This window comes from Blastococcus sp. TF02A-26 (assembly GCF_003319125.1).
Classification (GTDB): Bacteria; Actinomycetota; Actinomycetes; order Mycobacteriales; family Geodermatophilaceae; genus Trujillonella.
Window position 1 is genome coordinate 1 of record NZ_QOHG01000012.1, and the last position, 22,194, is coordinate 22,194.

Here is a 22,194-nt window from a genome sequence, read left to right on the forward strand (position 1 = left end):
TCACCGCGGCGGGCGACCCGGACCACGTCACGCTTGAACTCCGGCGGGAACTTCTTGGGCACAGCGACATCCTTCCCACGGGACAAGATTCCGCAGAACGAGTGTCAACTGAAGGCGCAGCAATCCCTGCCCACCGCGTTCTGAAGGCCGCGGGCGTCGTCTCACCGGACTTCCGCTGGCTCGAGCCGGGGCGGACTGACAGCCCCGAGCAGATGCTTCGGGACGAGGGGGTCCAATTTGACGACGCGGGTCGAGCGTCAAAAGCGCAGCGCTTCACGAGTAGTGAACTCGCGCTGCTGGTGGGCCTCGAGCCGGAGACGCCACCGGCCGAGCTCTCCGTGCCTGCGTTGGACGCACAAGCTGACTTACGCGATCGCTTCATCGGCCAGTTGGGTGAGGCTCAGAGTCCGGAGACCGTCCACGGCCTCCTCGCCCTCCTCGACGGGTGGACCAAGCTCGGCGGGCGCCTGGAGTTCGGGGAGGCGGGGGAGGTCTCTTGCTACATGATGGCAACTGAGGCGGCCAAGCTGGGCGACAAGATCTGGCCCCTCACCGTTTACCCCTCAGGGAAAGTCGAGGTGGTCTTCCAGTACCTGCTGTATCGCCCTCCGTTCGACCGCTGGGACCTTCGAGACGCGTTCCGTCGCCGCCTGAACGAGGTGCCCGGAATCGAGCTGCCCATCGCCAAGGTCTCTATGCGTCCCGGCTTCCACGTCGACGTGACTGCAGGGGAGGTGGCTCGGCAGGCCCTACTCAGCCACTTGGAGTGGTTCCGGCAGCAGGCAACGGATGCCGCCGAAGGTGAGGACCTGCCCACGTCGAACTGATCGGGGGAGCACACCCCGTGCTCGCACGCAGCGAGCGAGCGGCGACCGCCGTTCAGCCGTGTCGGGTTATCCGCGGTTGCGGTTCAGCGTCGTGATGGCTACGCCACCTTCGCCGCATGGAAGACCTCCCCTGGAAGCGCATGCTGAAGCTTCCAAAGGATCCGCATGGGGCGCTCGCCGGCGTGCGACAGATACGTCATCGGTCCGGCGTAGAGGTAGGGCGGCGTTCCCAGTGTCCCGTCCGCGACCTTCGATTCGCGGATAAAGAGGTGGACGGACGTGCCCATGTCACGGTGGTAGATATACCGCTGGCCAGTAGGTGACCGCTCCGCGGTTGCGTTCTGCGACTCCCACTGGAAGAGCGTCGGCGAGATGGCTCGGTCGGCATACATGGTCGTGGGGGAGAAGTGCGCCTCCGTTTTGCGCAGCGTCACGAAGAAGACGTCGGCCAGATCGCCGGGCACCCAGCGCACGCCGGAGCCCCACGTCCCGTTGAGGTCGCGCATCCCGAAGGCAGCCAGTGCCTCGTCGCGGCTGTAGCGCGCGTGGACGTGCAGCGGTCGAGGACCGTCCACTTCCAACGCGGGAGTCACCCGCTCGATGCGCTCATGGAGGACGCCGCTGAGCTCGCTGAGTTCGTCGGCGCGGGCGCGGTTCGCCAGCAGCCGGGCAAGCGTGGCCTCCACGCTGCTGAACGGCGTGCGCGAACCGAACAGCGAGAAGTGGAGCATCGCGGTCAGGCGGCCGAGTCGCTCGTCCTCGTCGATTGCGGCGCCCGCGGCGGCAGATTGGAGGAATTGCAGCCGTTCCTCGTCGTCGACGTGCAGCATGCGCCCGAAGGCGGCGCCGAGAGCGGCGTCGTCCGGGCCAGCCGGGTCCTCCTCCCACCCTGCTGTGCGCCGCAGGTCGAGCCAGCTCCGGCCGCTCCCGCGATACAGGTCCTCCAGCTCGATCCCCGTGTCTTCAACGAACTCCGTCAGCGTCGGACGCTGTAGGCGGCGGGCCTCGCTGACCAATCCCTTCCAGGACACCGACAGTGACTGCCTGATGTTGTCGAGGATGATCTTCTCGGCGACCCGGTCCAGCTGGATGTGGCAGCCGGCCGGTAGGCGCGGGAATGCCTGCTCCACGTCACGCTGCAGCCCCCGTCGAGAACTGCCGGTCAGCGCGCGTAACCGCAGGTCGAAGCGGAACTCCGTGTGCTGGGCGCCGATGAAGTCGAGCACCGTCAGGCACGGCTTGTCGTCGGCGAGGCGCAGGCCGCGGCCGAGTTGCTGCAGGAAGACTGTGGCGCTCTCAGTCGGCCGGAGGAACAGCACAGTGTCGACGGTGGGGATGTCGAGGCCCTCGTTGAAGAGATCCACCGCAAAAAGCACGTTGACGGTCCGGTCTCGGAGCGCGTCGAGCGCCGCTTTCCGCTCCTCGCGAGAAGAGGTCGCCGTGACCGCCCGGCTCGGGATGCCGGCTGCCGTGAACTTCTCTGCCATGTAGATCGCGTGCTGCACGCTCACGCAGAACCCGAGTGCGCGCATGCGGCCCGGGTCCTCGATCTTGTCCCGAACGGCTTGCAGCACCAGCCGGACACGGTGGTCGTTGCCCGTGTAGATGCTCGTCAGCTGGGCGACGTCATAGCCCTTGCCACGACGCCACCGGAGCTGGTCAAGGGCCACGTCGTCGTGAATCCCGAAGTACTGGAACGGCGAGAGCAGGCGTTGCTCGAGCGCCTCCCACAGGCGCAGCTCCACCGCGGACCGCCCGTCGAACCACGACCGGACGTCGGCGCCATCGGTGCGCTCGGGCGTGGCGGTGAGGCCGACCAGCACCTTCGGCTTCAGGTGCTCGAGCAGGCGGCGATATGTGGCCGCCTCGGCGTGGTGGAACTCGTCGATCACGACGAGGTCGAAGCGCGTCGGATCCAGCTCGTCCAGGGACAAGTGAGTGAGGGACTGCACCGAGGCGAACACATGCGTCCACTCCCGCGGGCGCTGGCCGCCGACGAAGAGCTCGCCGAAGTCCCCCTGCCGCAGCACGTGGCGGAACGTGGATAGGCTCTGTGCCAGCAGCTCCTCGCGGTGGGCGATGAACAGGACACTGTCGATGCCGTCCGCTGCGCGGAGCCGGCGGTAGTCCAACGCAGAGACGACGGTCTTCCCCGTGCCCGTGGCCATCACGACGAGGTTCCGCCAGCGGTCGTGCACTCTGCGCTCGGCATCGAGCTTGTCGAGGATCTCTTGCTGGTAGCCGTAGGGGCGGACGTCCAGGGCGGTGATCTGGATGGGCAGATCGGTGGGGCCGCCTCTCTCGGCGTTCAGTGCCTGCCGCAGCCGATCGCCGTCCTCGGCAGGCTGGTACGTCTCGAACGACGGATCGGCCCAGTAGCTGGCGAAGGTCTCCTCGAACGTCGCAAGCAGGTGAGCCTGCTCGACGGATGAGAGGCGGACGTTCCACTCCAGCCCGTCGTGCATGGCGGTGTGCGAGAGGTTGGACGAACCGACGTACGCGGTCGACAGGCCCGTAGAGCGGTGGAAGAGCCAGGCCTTGGCATGGAGGCGGGTCGTCCGCGTCTCGTAGGACACCTTCACCTCGGCGCCGAGCTCAACCAGGCGATCGAGGGCGCGCTGATCGGTGGCGCCCATGTACGTCGTGGTGATGACGCGCAGCCGCCCGCCTCGGGCGACGAGGCGGCGGACGGCGTCCTCGATGAGGAGCAGCCCCCGCCACTTGATGAATGCGCAGAGCAGGTCGACATCTTCTGCCGAAGCGAACTCCCGCTGCACCTCGTGCCCGATTCGTGGCTCATTGGGGCCGTTCACCAAAAGGGCGCTGGCGGTCAGCGGGATGTCCGGACGCGCCGGGAAGCTGGGCGGTCCCGGGATCCCGCTCGGTTCCGCGACCCCGAGAAGCACTTGCGGCGGCGCGACTAGCTGGAGATCGCTGCTGTCGGGATCCCCGGCCATCTCGTTGATCGCCGCGAGGATGCGGTTCGCCAATTCGAACTGCCGCGCGACCGCCTGGCTGTCGCTACCGCCGGCGAGCCGCAGCGCCTTGGCAGCTGATTGAGCGACATGTCGCGTCAGCGCGACGTGGGCGTCCACCGGGTCGACCTGACCCAGCTGAGTCAGCGCGGGCGGAAGAGCGTCGAGCTGCGTCTGGAGACGCTCGGTGATGAGGTCCTCGTACAGGCCAGCGAAAACGTCCCCCATGTGGCGAAGGTATCGGGAAGGTGCCTCGTGACTATTGTGGCTCGTGCGTACGGGAGGGCGCGTCCACTGATCGCGACGCGCTACCGCCTAGTGAGCGCCTCGATCGAGCGTCCTCGGGATGCCAATCACCTCGCCACGTCGGGTGAGGCTGGCCCAAAGCGCGCAAATCACGAACGGCCCAGCTTTACGCTCACACGGCCCTCTCGCCCCTTAGGAGTCCGTTGCACGCGCTGCTGTCCCTCTCGGCGCCGAAGATCGCCGCCCTCATCGCCGGCGCCGCATTCATTGGCGGTGCCATAGGGATGGGCGCCGCGGCTTTGACAGGACCGGATGAATCGGTCGGCGCGACGGTCGTCGACGTGGTGGACGGCGACACCATCGATGTCAGCTACGACGGCGAAGAGCACCGGGTGCGATTGCTCAACATCGACACTCCGGAGACCGTCAACCCCAACGAGCCGGTCGAGTGCCTTGGGCCCGAGGCGTCGGAGTACCTGCACAGGGCGCTTCCGGCAGGCACGTCCGTGCGCTTGGAGTTCGACGAGGAGCGGACCGACGGGTACGGCCGGCAACTGGCGGGTGTCTTCCTCGGCGGGCGGCTCATCAATGCCGACATCGCCCGTGAAGGTCTGGGTGTCGCCATGAGCGTCGGTGGTAACACCAGGTTCCTCGATGAGGTGCAGGCCGCCCAGCTGGAGGCGGAGGAGCAGGGTCGCGGCCTGTTCGCGTCCGAAATCGAGTGCACCCTGCCGGCTCAGGTTCAGGCACTGGAGCAGGCTGCGGCGACCGAGCCGCCGCCTGTCACTGCTCTCCCCGAAGACATTGCTGCAGCAGGCTCTGCATTCGACTCGGCGTTCCTCGACGCCGTTGCGCTCCTCGCGGTCCTGAACGGCGACGTGGACGTCTACCCGCTCGTTGCCTTCGACCGAGACGGCCTAGCGGACATGCGCGGTCGAATGATCGTGGTGAAGGAGCAACTGAGCGCCCTCCGGCGAACGAACGCGACGACCTACACCCAAGCACTGCAAGCGGCCGAGGAGGCCCAGCGGACCGCCGAAGAAGCCGCGGCCCAGCAGGCGGCGGCTGCCCAGGCGGCCGCCGAGCAGGCGGCGGCTTCCCCAACGCCGCGGCCCACCGGTCCTGCGTCGAGTGGCGGTAGCTCCAGCGGTGGTTCACGGCCGACTCCTGCGCCGGCTCCGGCTCCGGCTCCGGCTCCGGTCCCCACCCCGGCTCCTGCTCCGGTCCCCGCTCCGGCTCCGGCACCTGCCCCGTCGGGAGGCTCGGACAACTACACGGGTTGTCGGGCATACGGCCCTAACGGCACGTCCGTCGACGACCAGGGACGCCGCTACACCAAGATTGACTGCACGACGCGCCTGCCGATCGGCTGATGCTGGCGAACACATGCCGTTGCAACTCCTTCTGACGCCAGTCAAGGCCGGAAGTCCTGATCCCGTCGCATTTATGGCCGTCCTCGGCCCGCGCCGCGGTGGCGGGCTCCGTACGCTGGGCGCAGACGAGCAGGGGGAGGACCCATCGTGGCGAGGCACCTGAACGACGAGACCGCCGAGTTCAAGATGCCCCGGCCGGGCAAGCACGCGGCCGAGGACGACGACCACATTGATGAGGCCGCCGCCCAGCCGGAGGCCACCCAGCGCTTTGACCCGGGCTTCCGCGAGCGGCCGAAGCCGGCTCCGCCCGCGCCGCAGGACCGGAACCAGTAGGAGCTCAGCGCGCGGCCAGGCGCTCCAGCGCGCCGGTGAAGCTGGCGTTCCACAGGCCGAGGTGCGGCCAGCGCTCGGCAACGTGGCGCGTGGCCTCCTCGACCGACATCCCCTCCTCGCGCACGAGGTAGCCGCGCAGCACCAGCCCGGTGCGTGAGGCGCCGCCGTGGCAGTGCACCAGCAGACGGTGCCCTTCGTCCTTCAGCGCCTTCATGTCGTCGAGGACGTCGGCCAGCATCACGTCGAGGTCGGCGTTGTACTCGTTGTCCGCGATGTAGGCCATCCGGTGCACCGGGTGCGGGAACGGCTCGCCCAGCCGGCACAGCGAGATAACGGCGAAGTCCTCGTCGCTGTACCGGGCGCCGTCCAGGTTCCCCGCCCAGATCCCCGGCAGGACCTCCGCCGGCCCGATCCGCGGGATGACGCCGGGGTCGTAGCTCTGCTGCACGCCCGAGTCCAGCGCCGCAGCGAGTTGCTGCAGGTCCGCCAGCCGCCACACCCGGTCGCCGTGCCCGGGCACTCGACCGTGCACCGCCGACGCCCACCGCGACGGGATGCCGCCCATCCCGTACACCGCGCCGGCCAGCCCGCCGGCCACGCACGCGACCGTGTCGGCGTCCCCGCCCAGGTCGATGACCAGGCGGAGCACGGAGGCGAAGTCGGTGCCATTCCGCAGCGCCCACACCGCCTGGCCGAGCGTCGGCCACACCGCGCCATTGCTCTCGGTTGCCTGCTCCGGCGTCCAGTCCGGCGCCAGCACCGTCGCCCAGCGCTCCTGGTGCTCCGCAAGCACCAACGGAAGCGCCGAGGGGATGGCGGCCAGGACATCCCCGCCGTCCAGCGCCACCCGCATCAGCTCGTGGAAGACCGCGCACCCCTCTCCGGCCGACGGGTCGCCGTGGGTGAGCGCCGAGATCCGCCGGGCGGCGTCCATCGTGGCGGCGGTGCCGGCGGGCGCGAACTTGATCGCCGCGGGCGTCGTCCGCATCAGCGACCCGTTGCCGGCCGCGTGCCCGGACCCGGCGAAGTGCTCCGCAGCCGCGACGTCCCAGGAGCGACCCGACCCGAGGACGGCGCGCGTCTGGTTGCCGATGTCCGGCGGGTCAGCCGACGCCCAGGCGCGGAAGCGGTCGAAGACGTCCGCCTCGTCCAGCCCGGCGTGCTCCACCAGCGACTGGGCGACCAGCAGTGCCATCTGCGTGTCGTCGGTGAACTCGCCCGGCTCCCAGTCAAGCGACCCGCCGCCACACATCTCCGTTCTCGACCCGCGAGCCGGCACGGGGAAGCGCGCGGTGAACTGGCTGGGCGGTCCGAACTCGAAGGGCGCTCCGAGCGCGTCCCCGACAGCCGAGCCGACGAGGGCGCCGGCGGCGCGCGAGGAGCGGTGAAGGGCAGCCATGAGCCGAGCTTCCCCCACGGGTCGTGACTGCCTTCACAGGGTCGTCCCAGCCTTCCCGCGTGGCTCAGCAGACGCTCGCCCGGCCACGGAACTCCGTACCTTTCGCTCCCGACCGACTACGGAAGGACGGCGTCATGGCCAGGCACCTGCTCGACGAGACCGCGGAGTTCAGACTGCCCCGGGCAGGACGTCACGCGCGTCCGGACGACGACCAGACCCTCGAGCCCACGCTGCGCTTCGATCCCGGGTTCCGCCCGTCGCAGCCCCGCCCGGACGTCCGCACGCGCTGATCGACGAGGGCCGCTCTCACCTCCGGGGACGGCGTCTAAGCCGGGGGCTCACACGCTCATACGACGGACGGCAGGAGCGCAGGCCCCCGTGGCCTGCGCTCCTGCCTTCTCGTGCGTCGGGAGTCAGAACCCGCAGGCGACCGGCTGCGCGGGCGGCAGGTAGGCGCCACCCGGCACCGCGACCATCCGCGAGGCATCGGTCAGCTGCAGCGGCGTCCGGCTGCGGTCGAAGTCGGTGTGCTCCCACTTCCACTCGGCGATCCGCGGACCCACCCAGAACAGGTAGATGCCGAGGGTGATGATGCTGAGGAACAACCACTTGAGCCAGTTGCCAAAGAGTCCGGTGGCGGACCCGGTGAAGACGAGCGGGTAGCCGTCGATGTACGAGTGCTTGGCCCGCCAGCGCTCACGCAGCACGAGCGCGAACGGGTAGCAGATGCCGAGCGTGCAGACGGTGATGAGGACGGCGAGGATGCCGGTCCCGACGTAGGTTGCCGCGCCGCCGTCGAAGCGGAAGCGTCCTGACTTGGCCATATGGTCCCCCGTGGGTGAGTGGATCGGTCCACCAGCCCATCGGCAGTGAGAAGGTCGACCGGTACTGCTGAGTGCCAGAACAACGGGTCGGCCACCGGCGCCAGAGCCTCCGACACCTGAGTCCCACCCGTGGGTTCCCGACCCACTCGTCCCGATACGGGATAGGGAACCGGCGTGTCTCAGGGAAGCGAGTCTGTTGCGACACAGACTGCCGGGGCGGCGCGTGAGGTCCCTCGACCTCGCAGGCGCGACGGGGGAGTCGTCGAGCTGTCGCAGCACATCCGACAGTTTCGGCGAAAGAGGTAGCAGCCATGTCCTACGAGAACTGGGGTCCGCCGGAGAGCGGGGCCGGCTCGAACCCGCCGCAGATCCCCGCGTCCGGCCCGACGCCCAACGCCGGCGACGACGCGACCCAGCGGTTCACGCCGCCGCCGTTCGGCGCGGTCCCGCCGACGCAGCAGTTCCCGCCCCCGCAGTACCCGGCCCCGCAGGTCCCCCAGGGGCCGCTGGGCGGGGGCACCCCGACCGAGCGTCCGTGGTTCAAGAAGAAGCGCTTTGCGATCCCGGCTGGTGTCCTGGCGATCGGCATCATCGCCGGCGCGGTCTCACCCAAGGACGACACGGACAGCGCCCCGGCCGCCAGCTCCTCCAGTGCGCAGGTCGAGGAGTCGGCCCCCACCGCCGCCGATCCGGTGGAGGAGACCCCCGCGCCGGCTCCTGCCCCGAATTCCACACCGGCACCGGCACCGGCCCCCGCGCCGGCACCTGCGCCCGCGCCGACCTCGGCACGTGTCCCGGCTCCCGCCCCCGCCCCTGCGGCCGCGCCGGCACCGGACGCGAGCATGGGTCAGCGGAACGCCCGCTCGTCCGCAGAGGACTACCTCGACTTCATGTCCTTCTCGCGGTCCGGTCTCATCGGGCAGCTCGAGTTCGAGGGCTACTCGACCGCGGACGCCACGTGGGCCGTCGACAACATCACCGTCGACTGGAACGTCCAGGCGGCCCGGTCCGCCCAGAACTACCTGGACATGATGTCGTTCTCCCGCTCCGGCCTCATCGAGCAGCTGGAGTTCGAGGGCTTCACTCCCGCTCAGGCCGAGTACGGCGTGACCCAGGTCGGCTTCTGACCCCGTAGCCGCTCTGACCGGTTGTCGACCGGTCAGAGCGGCGGCTGGGCGCCCAGCACGCCGGCGACCACCGCGGCCGCCGCGTGGCCTGACTCGACCGCCTCCAGCACCGGCACCCCGGCTCTCCAACCGACCAGCACCCCGGCCGCGAACGCGTCCCCGCACCCGGTGGTGTCCCGCACCGACGCCAGAGGCGGCACCGGCACCGACCACGACCCGGCCCGCGTCACCACCCCCGTCGGCGACGCCCCGGCGTGCACCAGCACCAGCTCCGGCGCCCACGACGGCAGCGCACCGGCCAGCCCCAGCACCTGCGCCTCGTCGGCGTTGCAGAACAAGACGTCCGCCGTCAGCGCAGCGAGCAGCTCCACGTACCGCTCCACCCCGTGCAGCGCGATCCGCGTCGCCGCGGCGACGTCCACGCTCACCGGCACGCCGGCCTCCCGCGCCAGCGCAGCCGCGGCAGCCAGCGCGGCGGGGGAGCGGAGCAGGTCGTAGGCGTCCAGGTGGACGTCGGCCGCATCGGCCACCCACGCCGGCACGACGTCGGCCACCTGCAGCCCGCCCTCGCCGCGGTCGGTGAGCATCGTCCGCTCGCCGTCCGGGTGCACCAGCACCGTCGTCAGCGGCGCCCGCCCGCGCCGCACGACAGCCACGTCGACACCCCGTGTCGCCAGCCCGGCCAGCAGTCCATCAGCGACTGGGTCGGCGCCCGCCCAGCCGGCCAGTCGCGCCGGCACGCCGACGGCAGCCACTCCCGCCGACACGTTCGCCGCTGCACCACCGGCCGACGTCGTCCGCGCCACCCGCTGCTGCCCACCGACCACCAGCGGCCCCGACAACTCCAGCACCTGGTCGGCGACCAGCTTCCCGAGCGCGACGACCGGACCGGTGCCCGCTGATCGGGGCCACGCAGGAGCGTCCGTCACGGACTCAGCCTGCCTCCGCAGCGCGTGCGGAGGCCAGCGAAGACGTCAGCCGCCGATGTCGCCGGCCGGCGCCGGCGGCTCGGAGGTCTCGACGGTGGCGGCCCCATCGTTCTCCGTCTCGCGACCCGGCCCGTCGTCGTAGCCGGACGGAGCGACGGCGATCCCGAGAGCCACCACGCCGGCCAGCAGCGCTGGGCAGCCGAGGACGAGCGCCCAGTGGACGGCGGACAGGCCGCGGAGCGCAGAGAGCATCTTCACGACAGGGTCATCGGGTCCGGAACGTCCGCTCCGGCGTCAGCCGACAAGGTCCGTCACCCGCACGAGGGGCCACCCGCATCACCGACCGTGGCCGGGGCCCGCAGCGGGCCACCGAACGGGTGAAGGTGATTCCCCTCGGTGATCACGCAGCGTTACAAAGGGCGCGGAGCGATCGAGTCGATCGAGTTCCGGTGCAACAGCTCGCGCGGTGCGAACCCGCGCTCTCGGGGGAGAGATGTTCAAGGAACCGCTGCGTCGTGACCCGCTCGTCGTCGGCTGGGCCCTGTGCCTGCTGCTCGGCGCCACCATCGCGCTGACGAACAACACCGAGTGGCGTGGCCACCTCGAGGCCGACCGCGTGCAGACCTTCCTGGGCGAGCTGTTCCTCGTCCTCGTGTGGTCCGTCTTCGTGCTCGTCTTCCTCGCCTGGCTGCGCGCGAACTGGCGCGACATGCTGCCGAGCCACCCCAAGCGGGACGACGCCCGTGAGTCGGGCCTGCCCTTCACCGACCAGTGGCTCAGCGAGGTTCGCCGCGTCGAGGCCGAGCGCCGGACCGCCGCGCCGGTACCCGCAGCCCCGCCGGAACCCGTCATGAGCAGCTGCCGGCACGGCGTGCAGCAGGACGCGGAGCTCCCGGTCGGCCAGCCGCCGGTCCTGCGTGCTCTCTCCGTCAGCCACCACATCGTCCGGCCCGGCTCGCCGGTCCACGTCACCTGGTGCTTCGAGCACGTCCACGACGTCGTCGTCGACGGCAAACGCGGCTACCCGGCGTGCGGCGAGGCGCAGGTGCGCATCCGCAGCACGCGCTCGGTCGAGGTCATCGGACGCAACCGGTACGCCGAGGTCCCGGTCAACACCCCGACCGTCGTCGCCACCGCCGCGCCGCCGCTGCAGCCGCCGGCCGGCACCCCTGCCCCCTCGGTCGCGCTGCGCGTCGACGTCGCCGCCAGCGTCGGCGCCGGCGCGTCCGTCGCGGCGCGGCTTGACGCCCTCTACGCGGCCGCGGCCCGTCGGCGGTCGCGGACGGCGCTGCTGCCCGACGGCCTCGTCGGCCTGCCGCCCACTGTGGGCGCGCGCCTCGGCGGAACCACCCGGTGACGAAGCGGATCGGCGACTTCTTCCTGACCGTCTCCGGCGCGGACCGCGAGGTCCTGCGTCAGGCGCCCCAGGAGCGCACCAAGCAGGTCGCGATGGGTGCGGTCCTCGTCTCGGTCTCGGCCATCGCCGTCGTCTCCGCGACCTACGCGCTGCACCTGGCGCTGCACCTCTCCCTGCCGTTCGCCGTGCTCGGCGGCCTGGCCTGGGGACTGGTGATCCTCACCCTCGACCGCTGGCTCGTCGTCTCCACGCCCCGGCTGAAGTCCACGCTCGGCACGCTCGCCATGGCCGTGCCGCGCGTCATGCTGGCGCTGCTCATCGGTGCCGTCGTGTCGACGCCGCTCACGCTGGCCGTCTTCGCGTCCGAGATCGACGTGCAGGTGCAGGAGACCGCCAACGAGCGGGAGAACGAGTTCACGGAGCAGCTCGCGGCCGACAGCCGCTACGCCGAGATCCCGGCCCAGCAGCAGCAGATCGCCGACCTCCAGGCCGACATCGCCGACGGCGTCACCGCGGCCGACGTCGACCAGGACCCGGCCGTCGTCGACCTGCAGCGGCGCGCCGACGAGGCCTCGATCCGCTACGAGGCGGCGAAGGCCGCCTACCTCGCCGAGCTCGACGGCTCGGGCGGGACCGGCGACCGCGGCGAGGGCCCGGTCACCGAGTCGAAGCGGCAGGAGATGGAGCAGGCCGAGGCCGAGCGGGACGCGCTGGCCGCGGAGCTCGTGACGCTGAAGGCCCAGGTGCTCCAGCAGCTCACCGCCGAGGACGAGCAGAACCGCGCCGACCAGCAGGCCCGCCTGGCGGCGCTGCAGGCCGAGGTCACCGCCGCCCAGGAAGCCCGCGCCGACGCGATCGCCCAGCACGAGGCGGAGGTCGACGGCAGCGACGGCATCCTCGCCCGGCTCTCGGCGCTCGACCGGCTCGGTGAGGACGACCCGGCGCTGCACACCGCCCACCTCATGCTCTTCGCCTTCATGACCGCGATCGAGTGCCTGCCGATCATCTTCAAGACGATGCTGATGCTCGCCCCGCCCACGCTCTACGAGCGGCTGGTCAAGCTCGACGAGGAGCAGACCGAGGAGCGCATCCGGCTGCGGCTCCAGGCCGAGTACGAGGAGGCCGACGCCGTCGCCCGCACCGGGCTGGCCGCCGCCGAGGCGCGCGCCGCCCGCACCCTGGAGGCGGAGTCACGCGCCACCGGCATGGTGCTCGAGGCGCAGCTGGACGTCACCCGGCAGCAGATCGACCGCTGGCGCGACGAGCAGCTGACGCCCGGCGACCCGCGGCGCGTCGACGACTCGATGGCGGGCATGGCCTGACGGGCGTCCGTACCGTCCGCGGCGTGAACGCCGCCCGGGGACTGCTCGCAGCGACCCTGGTGATCACCGGGTGCTCGACCGAGGTGGACGGGCCGGCGACGCCGGCACCACCGGCGGACAACGAGCCGGTCGTCACGGAGGACCCCTCCGGCGACGTCCGCCTCGACACCGACGCGGTCGTGCAACAGATCAGCGAGCAGTACGAGGAGCGCAACGGCGTGGCCCTCGACTACCTCACCTGCCCGGGCGCCATGGTCGTCACTGCGGGGATCGACTACCAGTGCTTCGGGGAGGTCGGGGGCGAGGACGTGACCATCACCCTCGAGATCACCGACGACGACGGCAGCTACAGGTGGTCGGAGACCGGCTGACCGTCGTCCTCGCCGATACGCATGCGCCGCTGCCAAGCTGCATGCATGCCCGTCTCCATGACCATCCCCGACGTCCCGGACGAGATCCGGGACGAGCTGGCTGCGAGGGCGGCGCGCGAGGGTCAGTCACTCCAGGAATACGTCCGCGCGCGGCTCGTGGAGCTCGCGCGCCGGCCGGCGCCCGCGGACCTCTGGGATCGCGTGCAGCAGCGCATCCTCACCACCGGCACGCAGCTCGGCGCGGACGAGATCGTCCGTCTGCGCGACGACGACCGGCGGTGAGGATGGTCGTCGACCGCCGGCACCGGCGGGGAGTGGACCCGGTCGAGCTGACGGTCACGGTCGTCCCCTTCGAGCCGCTGGCCGACCGCGTCTGGGCGCTGCACCCGACCCATCGCACGTTGCCGGCCAATTCCCCACGTTGCCGGACCGATCGCACCGGCAACGTCCGGAATGTGCCGGCAGAGTGCGGGAGTCCCCCGGAACGCCGACGGCGCCGGCGGTCCCGAGGGACCACCGGCGCCGCCGGAGGAGAACTGCAGCGTCAGGCAGCGATCGCGCCCTCGGCCGGCAGGTCCTCCTTCTTCGCCTTGATCAGGAAGATCGCCACGAGCAGGCCGAGGGTCAGGATCCCCGCGGCCGACGCGAAGGCGTAGTGGTAGCCGGTCACCGAGGCCTGCGCCTCCGCCGTCGCGGCGAACGCCGGGTCGGCCAGCTTGGCCGCGTTGTCCTCGAACCAGCCGGTCACCGACGACGCGAAGATCGTCGTCAGGACGGCCAGGCCGAGCGAGCCGCCGACCTGCTGCGCGGTGTTCAGCACCGCCGAGGCGATGCCGGCGTCACGCGGCTCCACACCGACCAGCGCGGTGCTGGACACCGGCACGAACGTCGCCGCCATGCCGAGGCTGATCAGCAACTCCGAGGGCAGCACGTGGCTGACGTAGGAGCTCTCCACGCCGATCTGGGTGAGCAGGGCCATGCCGATCACGGCCATGACGAGGCCGGTGATCATCAGCGGCCGCGGCCCGACCCGGGGCAGCAGCTGCGACACGACGCCGGCGCCGACGATGATGCCGCCGCTGAAGGGCAGGAACGCCCAGCCGGCCTCGAGCGGGGTGTAGCCCAGGGTCCGCTGGAAGTACAGCGTCAGGAACAGGAACATCGCGAAGAGTCCGGCACCGACCAGCAGGAACAGCAGGTAGGAACCGCCGCGGACGCGGTCGAGGATGACCCGGGTGGGCAGCAGCGGGTGCGTGGTGCGGGTCTCCCACACGGCGAACGCGACCAGCAGGACGGCGGCGAGCGCGAGCAGCGTGATGGTCACCGGGTCGCCCCAGCCCACGCCATCCTCGGCGGCCTTGGTGAAGCCGTAGACCAGGCTGACCAGGCCGAGCGCCGAGAGCAGCACGCCGGGGATGTCGAAGTGCCGGTCGCCCTCGGCGCGGCTCTCCTTGACGATCGGGACGGCGAACGCCGCGGCGGCCAGCGCGATCGGCACGTTGACGCCGAGCGTCCAGCGCCACGAGGCGTACTCGGTGAGGACGCCGCCCAGGATCAGGCCGATCGCCGCGCCACCGCCGGAGATGGCGCCGAAGACGCCGAACGCCCGCGCCCGCTCCTTGGGGTCGGTGAAGGTGATCGTCAGGATCGACAGCGCCGCCGGCGCCATGAGCGCGGCGAACGCGCCCTGGAGCGCGCGGGCGGTGTAGAGCAGCGCCTCGTTGGGGGCGATCCCGCCGAGGCCGGAGGCGATGGCGAAGCCGACGAGCGCGATGACGAAGACCCGCTTGCGGCCCATGAAGTCGGCGATGCGGCCGCCGACCAGCAGCAGACCACCGAACGCGAGCGTGTAGGCGGTGACGACCCACTGCAGGTTGGCGTCGCTGACGCCGAGGTCGGTCTGCAGGACCGGGAGCGCGACGTTCACGATGGACGCGTCGAGGATGATCATCAGCTGGGCGACGGCGATGACCGCCAGGGCCAGCCAGCGCTTGGGGTCGGGCCCGTCGACGGCGGGGTGTGCCGGCGGTGTCGGGTCCTCGGGGACGGCGGTCCCGGGTTGGACGACGAGTCCTTCAGCGGACATGACGAGGTGCTCCTTCATACGGACGAGACGGCGCGGGTCGCGGGGATGTGACATCGCGCTGGAACGAGGTGGGCGCGCGGCGTCGCGGTGAGCCCGGGGAGGGTCCGGCGGGTCAGTGCCGGGCAGGAGTGAGAGGGACGGCGTTCAGCTCGGAGCGGTGGCGAGTCCTGCGCCGGCCCAGCGCAGGCAGTCGCTCACGAGCTCCAGGAACCGCTCGACCGGCTGGTCGGGGTCCCATGCGTCGACCGCCGTGGTGATCGCGGCCATCGCGGTGTTCAGGACGAGGGCGGTGCGTACGTCGTCGGCGTCCGGACATCGCCGGCCCAGCCACTCGCGCAGGTCGGGCTCGAAGCTGTCACAGGCGCCGCGCGCCGACCGGCACAGCCCCGGCGACTGCTCGAGCAGCCGCTTCTGCAGCGGCAGCCGCTCGGCCAGGAGTGGCGCCAGGTTCAGCGCGAGGTCGGTCAGCGCGTCCCAGAGTGGCAAGTCGGTACGACAGTTCTCCAGCGCATTTCGCCACTGGCGTACCTCCTCCGGGTCGAGGTCGAAGACGACGGCTTCCTTGCTGGGGAAGTAGCTGAAGAACGTCGTCCGCGAGACCCCGGCCTCGGCGGCGATGTCCTCCACGCTCACCGCGTCGAAGCCGCGCTCGCTGATCAGGCGCAGCGCGGTCGACCGGATGGTGCGCCAGGCCGCGAGCTTCTTGCGCTCCCGCAGCCCCATGACGGCGGAGATGACGCAGCGCTGCTCTCCTGCCGCGCCACCACCGATCGCCATGGCGAGAAAGCTAGACCCAAACCTGGACCCAGTACAAGTTCTTACTCCGTTCGGGTTTCGTGTTCATCTGGCGTTCGCCGTGACGGCGCTCCTGCGAGATGTCGTTGGCGTGGTCCACCATCTGCCGGTGACCGACGCACCGACCGCTCAGCCCACCCCCGCCGCCCCTGGGGCCGCGGCGCCGCCCGCGGACCCCGCGCGGTGGTGGACGCTGGCCGCGGTCTGCACCGGCGTCTTCATGCTGCTGCTCGACGTGACGATCGTGAACGTCGCGCTGCCCGACATCTCCGTCGAGCTCGACGCGTCGCTGTCGGGCCTGCAGTGGGTGATCGACGCCTACGCGCTGTCGCTCGCCGCGCTGCTGCTCACCGCCGGCTCCCTGGCCGACCTGTTCGGACGGCGGAAGGTGTTCCTCGTCGGCCTGGGGCTGTTCACCCTCGGCTCGCTGGCCTGCGGGCTGGCGCAGGACATCACGTTCCTCTGCCTCGCCCGCGCCTTCCAGGGCATCGGCGGCGCGGCCATGTTCGCCACCGCCCTGGCGCTGCTCTCCAGCGCGTTCACCGGCCGGGAGCGCGGCGTCGCGTTCGGTGCCTTCGGGGCGACGACGGGCGTGGCGGTCGCCGTCGGGCCGGTGCTGGGCGGTGTGCTGACCAGTGGCATCTCCTGGCGCTGGATCTTCTTCGTCAACATCCCGATCTGCATCGCCGCGGTCGCGATCACGCTGCTGAAGGTGCGGGAGTCGCAGGACCCGCGGGCCGGCCGGCCGGACTGGTTCGGCTTCGTCAGCTTCAGCCTCGCCCTCGCCGCCCTGGTCTACGCCCTCATCGAGGCCGGTCAGACCAGCTGGGGCGAGACCCGCGTCGTCGTCTGCCTGGTCGCGGCCGCCGTCCTGCTCGCGGTGTTCGTCGTAAGCCAGATGACGCAGCGCTCGCCGATGTTCGACCTCGGGCTGCTGCGCAAGCCGACCTTCACCGGTGGGCTGATCGCCGCGTTCGCCGTCTCCGCCTCGGCGTTCTCGCTGCTGACGTTCCTGGTGATCTACGTGCAGAACGTCCTCGGCTACAGCGCGGTCGGCACCGGCGTGCGGTTCCTGTTCCTCTCCGGCGCCGCGTTCGTCGTCGCCGCGGTCGCCGGCCGGCTCACCTCGTTCGTCCCTGCCCGCTGGCTCATCGCGCCGGGCTTCCTCGTGCTCGGCACCGGGCTGCTGCTGATGACCGGCATCGAGCCCTCCGACGACTGGACCCACCTGATCCCGGGCCTTCTCGTCACGGGCGCCGGCATCGGGCTGATCAACACCCCGCTGGCCTCGACCGCGGTCGGCGTCGTCCCCCCCGAGCGGGCCGGCATGGCGTCAGGGGTCAACTCGACGTTCCGCCAGGTCGGCATCGCCACCGGCATCGCCGCGCTCGGGTCGATCTTCAGCCACGAGGTCGCCGCCTCGGTGCGTGACGGCCTGGCCGGCCGGGTCCCCGGCGAGGCGGTCGGCGGGCTGACCGAGGCGCTGTCCAACGGCCAGGTGCAGGCCGCCGCGGAGCGGGCTCGCGAGATGGCCGGCGGGCAGAACGGCGACGCGGCGTACGACCTCATCTCCGGGGTCGGCACCACGGCGGTGGTCGACGCGCTCAACCACATCCTGCTGATCGGTTCGGTGCTCGCCTATGCCGCGGCGGTCGCCTGCGCGTTCCTCATCCGGCAGAAGGACTTCGTCGTCCAGGGCGGGCCGCCGGCCGCAAACGCAGGCGAAGCGAACAGGTGACCCGCGAGGGAAGAAAGCCTTCGTCGGACGGCCGATCCGGCTCCTCAGAGTGCAAGCGGGCCTTGCGCCCACGGCGGCCGGCGCAAGCCGTCGAGCAGGTCCTCGAGCGCGGCCACATCAGCCCAGCCGTTGACGGCCACCGTGCCATCGGCTGCTACCCGCACTTCCAGCGAGTCGCGGCCGGCCGGATGCGGATATCGGTCTGTGAGCGAGTGGAGCCCCTGGTTGGCCGATCCGATCCACGGTCGTGCACGCTCAGGAGCCGCTTCCAGATAGGGACCGTCCGCCAGTAGGTCGGTGGAGGCCAACAGCGCCTCGATGTCGGGTCGGTTCGCCGCCCACTCCCTCAGGTCCGCGATGTCGTAGCCGGTGAACGTCATGACCGTCAGGCCGGCCCGATGGAAGGCGGCGGCAAGCCGCGCCAAGGGCGCTGCCTGGTCGAAGGGCTCACCTCCGAGGAGCGTCACTCCCTCCACGCCGTCGGTCACCGCCCGATCGACCAGTTCCGCAGCCAGATCGTCGACCATCCGCTCCTTGCCACCGCGCGTGGTCCACAGATGTGGGTTGAAGCATCCCGGGCAGCGGAGCGAGCAGCCCTGGACCCAGACAGCGGCCCGGCGCCCCGGCCCCTCGGCCTCCGTGACGGGCAGCGTGCGGGCAACCCGGAGGAGGTCCGGCGTCACGGCAGGCGGGGGAGCAGGCGGCATCGGTCAGAAGTCCACGACGCGCCCGGAGCCCGGGCCTTCCAGGCGACGAGGAGCCGCACGCGGCACGCAGACCACCCTCGCTCGTAGGCGGGCGTGTTCGTGAGGTGCGAGACCGGCAGCCTCTGCGAACTCCTCGACGGAGATGAATCCGCTCCGGGCGTCGCGGGCCGCGGCAACCCGGCGGACGCGGTCGACCGTGAATCCCGGCAGTGCGAGCAGCTCGGCCGGGTCGGCCGAGTTCACATCGAGAGGTGCGGGAGCTGCTGGTCGCAGCTCGGGCGTCGCCTGGGGCGGCTCCGCGTAGTAGTCGGCAGTCTCCAGCCCGAGGTTCTCGGCGGGATGGACCCGTGAGGACGCTGGAGTCCCCGTGGACGACCCGTGCACGACCTGCTCGTACCAGGGGGTGGTGTTGCGCGAGCGCCAGATCAGCCACGCACGGTTGCTCGCGAGCGCGTGCACCACACCGACGCCCCACAGAGCGACCAGCGCGCCACCGAGCCACTCGTTGGGCTCTCCGTTCGGTCCCTCCGTGCCCTCGGTGAAGAAGAAGCAGACAGCGGTGGCCACCGCGTACACGACGCCGGCGACCAACCAGTCGGTCCGCTTGGCCTTGCGGCCGATGTACAGGAAGGACAACCAGGTGACCATGCCGAAGCCGAGGATGGGCCCGAGCAGCCAGCGGCTGTGCCGCCGTCTCCAGGCGCGGTCCGCGAGCAGTTGTTCCGGGCGTCGCCGGTCGTGGTCAGGACTGAGGGAGCTCATCGCGACCCTCCTGTGCAATTGCCACGTCGAAGCGGCCGTAGTCGGCGGTGTAGGTGCTGTCGACAGTCGTGGCTTCCAGGAGGTTCTCCAGAAGGGAGACGTAGTCCAAGCAGGCAGTCCCCGTGATGCCGTGGGTCTCGGCCACGACCGTGCCGTCCGCGCCTATACGGACGTGCAATTCTACGCGCGCTGGCATGTCACACCTCCTGCGTGAGCACAAGGGTCACCGAGTCGTCGTCCTCGAGCCGTTGGGTGGTCAGCGTGAAGCCGGCCGCGGGGGCGCGCTCGCGCAATCGAGCCAAGACCGCAGCCTGAACCTGGCGTCCGTAAGCGCGGTCGATCTGGATGATCCGCTCACGAGCGGTTGTCTCGTCGACATCGCCGCTGAAGTGAGCGCTCCAGATGCCCGCCGTGTCGCGCTCGAACACAGCGGACGTCGCGCTCCAGTGGACGCGTATCCCATCGCGTTCAGTGGCGTCCACCGTCGCGCCGGTGTCCGTCAGGGCCGCGGCCAGCAGCCCGCCGTCGCGCATACGGGTGTCCACGGAGCACGTCAGTCGACCGGCCTCCTGTCGCCGCTCCATGCGGTCCTGGATCGCCGTGGCAGCTGCTACGGCGAGTGGTAGCAGTACGAGCGAGATGCTCATCAGACGCTCCTCAGAAATCGACGAAACGCCCACCGCGGGCGGTCGGTGGAGGTGGGACGGCAACTGCCGGCGGGGACAGAACGGGGCGCACAGCGTCGTCGGACGGAGCGCTCGCGGCCACGGCCCGAACGTCGGCCCACTCGCGGACGGCCTGTATCTGCTCCGCCTGCGTGATCGAGAGGGGCACCATGTTGCGCAGTGCCCGCTGGAGGTCGGTTCCTTTCAGGGGTCGGCGGTCGGCGAAGGCGTCGAACAGGCCCGCTGTCACGGCTTGCTCGATCTCGGCCCCGGAGTAGCCCTCGCTGGACGCCGCGAGATCTGCCAGCAGAGCCGTGTCGCCTTCCAGCCCGTTGCGGACGTCCGCGCTGCGCACCCGCTTCTTCAATTGGATCCGCCAGATCGCCGCGCGTTCTGCGGTGGTCGGGAGGTCGACGAAGAAGATCTCGTCGAAGCGGCCCTTGCGGAGGAACTCCGGCGGTAGTCGGTCGATGTTGTTGGCGGTCGCGATGACGAAGACTGGCCGCGATTTCTCCTGCATCCAGGTGAGAAACGACCCGAAGACGCGCGATGACGTCCCGGAGTCCCCTCCGCCGCCCACCCCGGCGAACCCCTTCTCGATCTCGTCGATCCACAGCACGCATGGGCTGGTTGCTTCGGCTGTGGCGATCCCAGTCCGCATGTTCTGCTCGCTTGAGCCGACCAAGCCCGCGAACACGCGCCCGATGTCCATCCGCAGCAGGGGCAGCCCCCAGGCCGAGGCGATGGCCTTGGCAGTCAGCGACTTGCCGCAGCCCGGTACCCCGGTGATCAGCACGCCCTTCGGGGCAGGGAGGCCGTACTCGGCAGCTTCGGCGAGCCACGAGTCGCTCCGCTTGGCAAGCCACCGCTTGAGGTTCTCCAGCCCGCCGACGTCGGAGAGCTCGACGTCCACCGGGACGAACTCGAGCAGCCCGCTCTTGCGAATGGTCTGCCGCTTCTCCTCCAGGACGACGTCGACGTCGTCCGGGGTCAGTTTGCCGTCGTTGACCATGGCCCGTGCGAACGCGTTCTCGGCCTCGCCGAGCGTCAAGCCCTGTGCCGCCTTTGCCAGACGCTCCCTGTCCCGCTCCTCGAGCTGCACCTTGATGCGCCCGTCGACCGAGTTCGTGAGGATCATGTTGTCGAGTAGCTGGCGGATCTCGAACTCCCCCGGGAGCGGGAAGTCCAACAGGGTTACGTCCTTCTCTAGCTCGGGAGGGATCCGAAGCAGCGGGGCAACCACCATGAGCGTGCGCGGCGTTGCGCCGTTCTTGAAACTCGCTGCAACGTCCCGCAACCGGCGGACGACGTTCTGATCGGCCGGCCGGGAACCGTCGCCCAGTACGGCGTGGAGGTCACGGAAGAGGAAGAGGGCCGGTTCCTCGATGCGGGTGACTGCGTCGAGGGCCGCTGCCGCGTCACGCGTGTTCGCCTGCACAGCTCCGGCTGGAGAGGTGAGTCCCTCGGTCACCGACCACGACCACACGCCGCGAGGCGTGCGGAGCGCAGACGCAACGTGGACCGTTTCGGTCACGACCCGAAGTTCCTCGAAGCTCTCGACGTACAGCAAGGGGAACCGGGCCTTGAGCATCTGGTCGAGATTGTCGCGGAATGACGCGGACATGGTGTGGGTCTCCCGTGTGGCGGTCCGGCGAGGAGCACGGTGCAGGTCCGGACCTCCTGGCGACCCTATTTCGCCGCGGTACTCCCGGCTCGCTGCGTCGGGGTGTCGGCGGGACGGGTGTGGCGGCTGCTTGCGCCGCAGCGCAGCATCGCCCTCTGAGGCCGACGGTCGCGCTAAGTCACCGGACGGCGGAGGTCGCCACCCGCGTGGGGGAGGAGGTCACCCGTCCCGGCATCACCGGCGACCTCTCCCGCATGGGGCGTCCGAACCTGGGGACCGGAGGGCGGCACAGCCAGTGCCGAGCCGGGGAGGAGACCACCATGCTGAGCGACACCGATCCGCGGTCCAGCCGGGCGGAGCGGGTCGAGGAGGCCTGCACCCGCCGGACGCCGGGCCACGCCCCGCACCGCAAGAACATCCTGCTGTGCCACACCGGCGCGCTGGCCGAGTGGCGCCAGGTGCACGTCATGGACGTGGCAGACGGCGTGGTCACCCTCGCCGCCGGCGACGAGCTGCAGCGCTTCCGCAACCACGCGCCCGAGCAGCTGGCCCGGGCCGTGGCCGACGCCGGGCCGGAGGCGTGCCTGAACACGCGCTTCGGCTACCTCTTCCTCTCGTCGTGGCCGCGCGAGCCCGAGGCCGTGTTCTCCCTCTGCGCGGCCGACCGGGACTGCCCGCCCTGCGGGTGAACGCGCCGGAGCCCCGGTCGCAGCGTGGCGACCGGGGCTCCGGAG

At 70.7% G+C, this 22,194-nt stretch carries 23 protein-coding genes; 11 read left to right on the forward strand and 12 right to left on the reverse strand.

Features of this window, described 5'->3' with window-relative positions; genetic code table 11:
• The coding region (locus DQ240_RS23295; RefSeq protein WP_199589313.1) for a hypothetical protein at positions 1-827 on the forward strand (827 nt) is incomplete at its 5' end.
• A 98-nt stretch (positions 828-925) separates the two neighbouring features.
• Here DQ240_RS23295 and DQ240_RS14315 read toward each other — a convergent pair.
• Positions 926-4,030, reverse strand: a complete 3,105-nt coding sequence (locus DQ240_RS14315) for a DUF3427 domain-containing protein (protein WP_113840303.1) — start codon at positions 4,028-4,030, stop codon at positions 926-928.
• Positions 4,031-4,251: 221 nt separating this feature from the next.
• Here DQ240_RS14315 and DQ240_RS14320 point away from each other — a divergent pair, with 221 nt between their 5' ends.
• The gene (locus DQ240_RS14320) at positions 4,252-5,421 is read left to right on the forward strand and encodes a thermonuclease family protein (RefSeq protein WP_113840304.1); all 1,170 of its coding nucleotides are present in this window, start codon (positions 4,252-4,254) and stop codon (positions 5,419-5,421) included.
• A 147-nt stretch (positions 5,422-5,568) separates the two neighbouring features.
• Complete coding sequence (locus DQ240_RS14325; RefSeq protein ID WP_113840305.1) at positions 5,569-5,754, forward strand: hypothetical protein; 186 nt, start codon at positions 5,569-5,571, stop codon at positions 5,752-5,754.
• 4 nt (positions 5,755-5,758) lie between these two features.
• On the opposite strand, the gene DQ240_RS14330 is transcribed toward DQ240_RS14325, so the two are convergent.
• Positions 5,759-7,153 (reverse strand): ADP-ribosylglycohydrolase family protein, encoded by a 1,395-nt coding sequence (locus DQ240_RS14330; protein WP_113840306.1) that lies wholly within the window; start codon positions 7,151-7,153, stop codon positions 5,759-5,761.
• A 134-nt stretch (positions 7,154-7,287) separates the two neighbouring features.
• Here DQ240_RS14330 and DQ240_RS23300 point away from each other — a divergent pair, with 134 nt between their 5' ends.
• Positions 7,288-7,443 carry a hypothetical protein gene (locus tag DQ240_RS23300; RefSeq protein ID WP_158548692.1) on the forward strand — a complete coding sequence of 52 codons (156 nt, stop codon included), beginning with the start codon at positions 7,288-7,290 and terminating at the stop codon, positions 7,441-7,443.
• Positions 7,444-7,566: 123 nt separating this feature from the next.
• Here DQ240_RS23300 and DQ240_RS14335 read toward each other — a convergent pair whose 3' ends face one another.
• Positions 7,567-7,977, reverse strand: a complete 411-nt coding sequence (locus tag DQ240_RS14335) for a DUF898 family protein (protein ID WP_113840307.1) — start codon at positions 7,975-7,977, stop codon at positions 7,567-7,569.
• A gap of 311 nt (positions 7,978-8,288) precedes the next feature.
• Here DQ240_RS14335 and DQ240_RS14340 point away from each other — a divergent pair, with 311 nt between their 5' ends.
• Positions 8,289-9,104 carry an Ltp family lipoprotein gene (locus DQ240_RS14340; protein WP_199589314.1) on the forward strand — a complete coding sequence of 272 codons (816 nt, stop codon included), beginning with the start codon at positions 8,289-8,291 and terminating at the stop codon, positions 9,102-9,104.
• A 32-nt stretch (positions 9,105-9,136) separates the two neighbouring features.
• On the opposite strand, the gene DQ240_RS14345 is transcribed toward DQ240_RS14340, so the two are convergent.
• Positions 9,137-10,033, reverse strand: a complete 897-nt coding sequence (locus tag DQ240_RS14345; protein ID WP_158548694.1) for a carbohydrate kinase family protein — start codon at positions 10,031-10,033, stop codon at positions 9,137-9,139.
• A 45-nt stretch (positions 10,034-10,078) separates the two neighbouring features.
• Positions 10,079-10,291 carry a hypothetical protein gene (locus DQ240_RS14350; RefSeq protein WP_113840309.1) on the reverse strand — a complete coding sequence of 71 codons (213 nt, stop codon included), beginning with the start codon at positions 10,289-10,291 and terminating at the stop codon, positions 10,079-10,081.
• Positions 10,292-10,526: 235 nt separating this feature from the next.
• Here DQ240_RS14350 and DQ240_RS14355 point away from each other — a divergent pair, with 235 nt between their 5' ends.
• From DQ240_RS14355 to DQ240_RS14370, 4 genes are read left to right on the forward strand one after another with little or no spacing between them, the layout of a single operon-like run.
• Complete coding sequence (locus tag DQ240_RS14355; protein WP_113840310.1) at positions 10,527-11,390, forward strand: hypothetical protein; 864 nt, start codon at positions 10,527-10,529, stop codon at positions 11,388-11,390.
• Complete coding sequence (locus DQ240_RS14360) at positions 11,387-12,712, forward strand: DUF4407 domain-containing protein (protein ID WP_113840311.1); 1,326 nt, start codon at positions 11,387-11,389, stop codon at positions 12,710-12,712. Before DQ240_RS14355 ends, DQ240_RS14360 begins: the two co-directional genes overlap by 4 nt.
• 23 nt (positions 12,713-12,735) lie before the next feature.
• Positions 12,736-13,083, forward strand: coding sequence for a DUF4333 domain-containing protein (locus tag DQ240_RS14365; RefSeq protein WP_158548696.1), 348 nt, complete (start codon positions 12,736-12,738; stop codon positions 13,081-13,083).
• Positions 13,084-13,140: 57 nt separating this feature from the next.
• On the forward strand, positions 13,141-13,365 hold the full coding sequence (locus DQ240_RS14370; protein WP_233498727.1) for a hypothetical protein: 225 nt from the start codon (positions 13,141-13,143) through the stop codon (positions 13,363-13,365).
• Positions 13,366-13,627: 262 nt separating this feature from the next.
• Here DQ240_RS14370 and DQ240_RS14375 read toward each other — a convergent pair whose 3' ends face one another.
• Entirely contained in the window at positions 13,628-15,169 is a 1,542-nt protein-coding gene (locus tag DQ240_RS14375; RefSeq protein WP_113840424.1) for an MFS transporter, read from the reverse strand.
• Positions 15,170-15,313: 144 nt separating this feature from the next.
• Positions 15,314-15,946 carry a TetR family transcriptional regulator gene (locus DQ240_RS14380; protein ID WP_113840313.1) on the reverse strand — a complete coding sequence of 211 codons (633 nt, stop codon included), beginning with the start codon at positions 15,944-15,946 and terminating at the stop codon, positions 15,314-15,316.
• A gap of 127 nt (positions 15,947-16,073) precedes the next feature.
• On the opposite strand from DQ240_RS14380, the gene DQ240_RS14385 reads away from it, so the two are divergent.
• On the forward strand, positions 16,074-17,702 hold the full coding sequence (locus DQ240_RS14385) for an MFS transporter (protein WP_199589315.1): 1,629 nt from the start codon (positions 16,074-16,076) through the stop codon (positions 17,700-17,702).
• 44 nt (positions 17,703-17,746) lie between these two features.
• Here the strand turns inward: DQ240_RS14385 and DQ240_RS14390 are convergent, their stop codons facing one another.
• From DQ240_RS14390 to DQ240_RS14410, 5 genes are read right to left on the reverse strand one after another with little or no spacing between them, the layout of a single operon-like run.
• Positions 17,747-18,409: a 4Fe-4S single cluster domain-containing protein gene (locus DQ240_RS14390; protein ID WP_113840315.1), complete on the reverse strand. Its 663-nt coding sequence runs from the start codon at positions 18,407-18,409 to the stop codon at positions 17,747-17,749.
• A 3-nt stretch (positions 18,410-18,412) separates the two neighbouring features.
• Positions 18,413-19,171 (reverse strand): helix-hairpin-helix domain-containing protein, encoded by a 759-nt coding sequence (locus DQ240_RS14395; protein ID WP_113840316.1) that lies wholly within the window; start codon positions 19,169-19,171, stop codon positions 18,413-18,415.
• Positions 19,152-19,367 (reverse strand): DUF2997 domain-containing protein, encoded by a 216-nt coding sequence (locus DQ240_RS14400; RefSeq protein WP_113840317.1) that lies wholly within the window; start codon positions 19,365-19,367, stop codon positions 19,152-19,154. The genes DQ240_RS14395 and DQ240_RS14400 overlap by 20 nt, the downstream gene beginning before the upstream one ends.
• A gap of 1 nt (position 19,368) precedes the next feature.
• Complete coding sequence (locus DQ240_RS14405) at positions 19,369-19,818, reverse strand: hypothetical protein (RefSeq protein WP_113840318.1); 450 nt, start codon at positions 19,816-19,818, stop codon at positions 19,369-19,371.
• Between the two features lie 10 nt (positions 19,819-19,828).
• On the reverse strand, positions 19,829-21,460 hold the full coding sequence (locus DQ240_RS14410) for an AAA family ATPase (protein WP_113840319.1): 1,632 nt from the start codon (positions 21,458-21,460) through the stop codon (positions 19,829-19,831).
• A 320-nt stretch (positions 21,461-21,780) separates the two neighbouring features.
• Between DQ240_RS14410 and DQ240_RS14415 the strand changes: the two genes are divergently transcribed.
• Positions 21,781-22,149: a hypothetical protein gene (locus tag DQ240_RS14415; RefSeq protein ID WP_147261999.1), complete on the forward strand. Its 369-nt coding sequence runs from the start codon at positions 21,781-21,783 to the stop codon at positions 22,147-22,149.
• The last annotated feature ends 45 nt before the right edge of the window (positions 22,150-22,194 follow it).

Excerpts from the sequence above, each read along its gene's own strand:
- DQ240_RS14315 (WP_113840303.1), bottom strand. The coding sequence starts at position 4,030 with ATGGGGGACGTTTTCGCTGGCCTGTACGAGGACCTCATCACCGAGCGT.
- DQ240_RS14330 (WP_113840306.1), bottom strand. The coding sequence starts at position 7,153 with ATGGCTGCCCTTCACCGCTCCTCGCGCGCCGCCGGCGCCCTCGTCGGC.
- DQ240_RS23300 (WP_158548692.1), top strand. The coding sequence starts at position 7,288 with ATGGCCAGGCACCTGCTCGACGAGACCGCGGAGTTCAGACTGCCCCGG.
- DQ240_RS14335 (WP_113840307.1), bottom strand. The coding sequence starts at position 7,977 with ATGGCCAAGTCAGGACGCTTCCGCTTCGACGGCGGCGCGGCAACCTAC.
- DQ240_RS14340 (WP_199589314.1), top strand. The coding sequence starts at position 8,289 with ATGTCCTACGAGAACTGGGGTCCGCCGGAGAGCGGGGCCGGCTCGAAC.
- DQ240_RS14355 (WP_113840310.1), top strand. The coding sequence starts at position 10,527 with ATGTTCAAGGAACCGCTGCGTCGTGACCCGCTCGTCGTCGGCTGGGCC.
- DQ240_RS14370 (WP_233498727.1), top strand. The coding sequence starts at position 13,141 with ATGACCATCCCCGACGTCCCGGACGAGATCCGGGACGAGCTGGCTGCG.
- DQ240_RS14375 (WP_113840424.1), bottom strand. The coding sequence starts at position 15,169 with ATGTCCGCTGAAGGACTCGTCGTCCAACCCGGGACCGCCGTCCCCGAG.
- DQ240_RS14380 (WP_113840313.1), bottom strand. The coding sequence starts at position 15,946 with ATGGCGATCGGTGGTGGCGCGGCAGGAGAGCAGCGCTGCGTCATCTCC.
- DQ240_RS14390 (WP_113840315.1), bottom strand. The coding sequence starts at position 18,409 with ATGCCGCCTGCTCCCCCGCCTGCCGTGACGCCGGACCTCCTCCGGGTT.
- DQ240_RS14395 (WP_113840316.1), bottom strand. The coding sequence starts at position 19,171 with ATGAGCTCCCTCAGTCCTGACCACGACCGGCGACGCCCGGAACAACTG.
- DQ240_RS14400 (WP_113840317.1), bottom strand. The coding sequence starts at position 19,367 with ATGCCAGCGCGCGTAGAATTGCACGTCCGTATAGGCGCGGACGGCACG.
- DQ240_RS14405 (WP_113840318.1), bottom strand. The coding sequence starts at position 19,818 with ATGAGCATCTCGCTCGTACTGCTACCACTCGCCGTAGCAGCTGCCACG.
- DQ240_RS14410 (WP_113840319.1), bottom strand. The coding sequence starts at position 21,460 with ATGTCCGCGTCATTCCGCGACAATCTCGACCAGATGCTCAAGGCCCGG.
- DQ240_RS14415 (WP_147261999.1), top strand. The coding sequence starts at position 21,781 with ATGCTGAGCGACACCGATCCGCGGTCCAGCCGGGCGGAGCGGGTCGAG.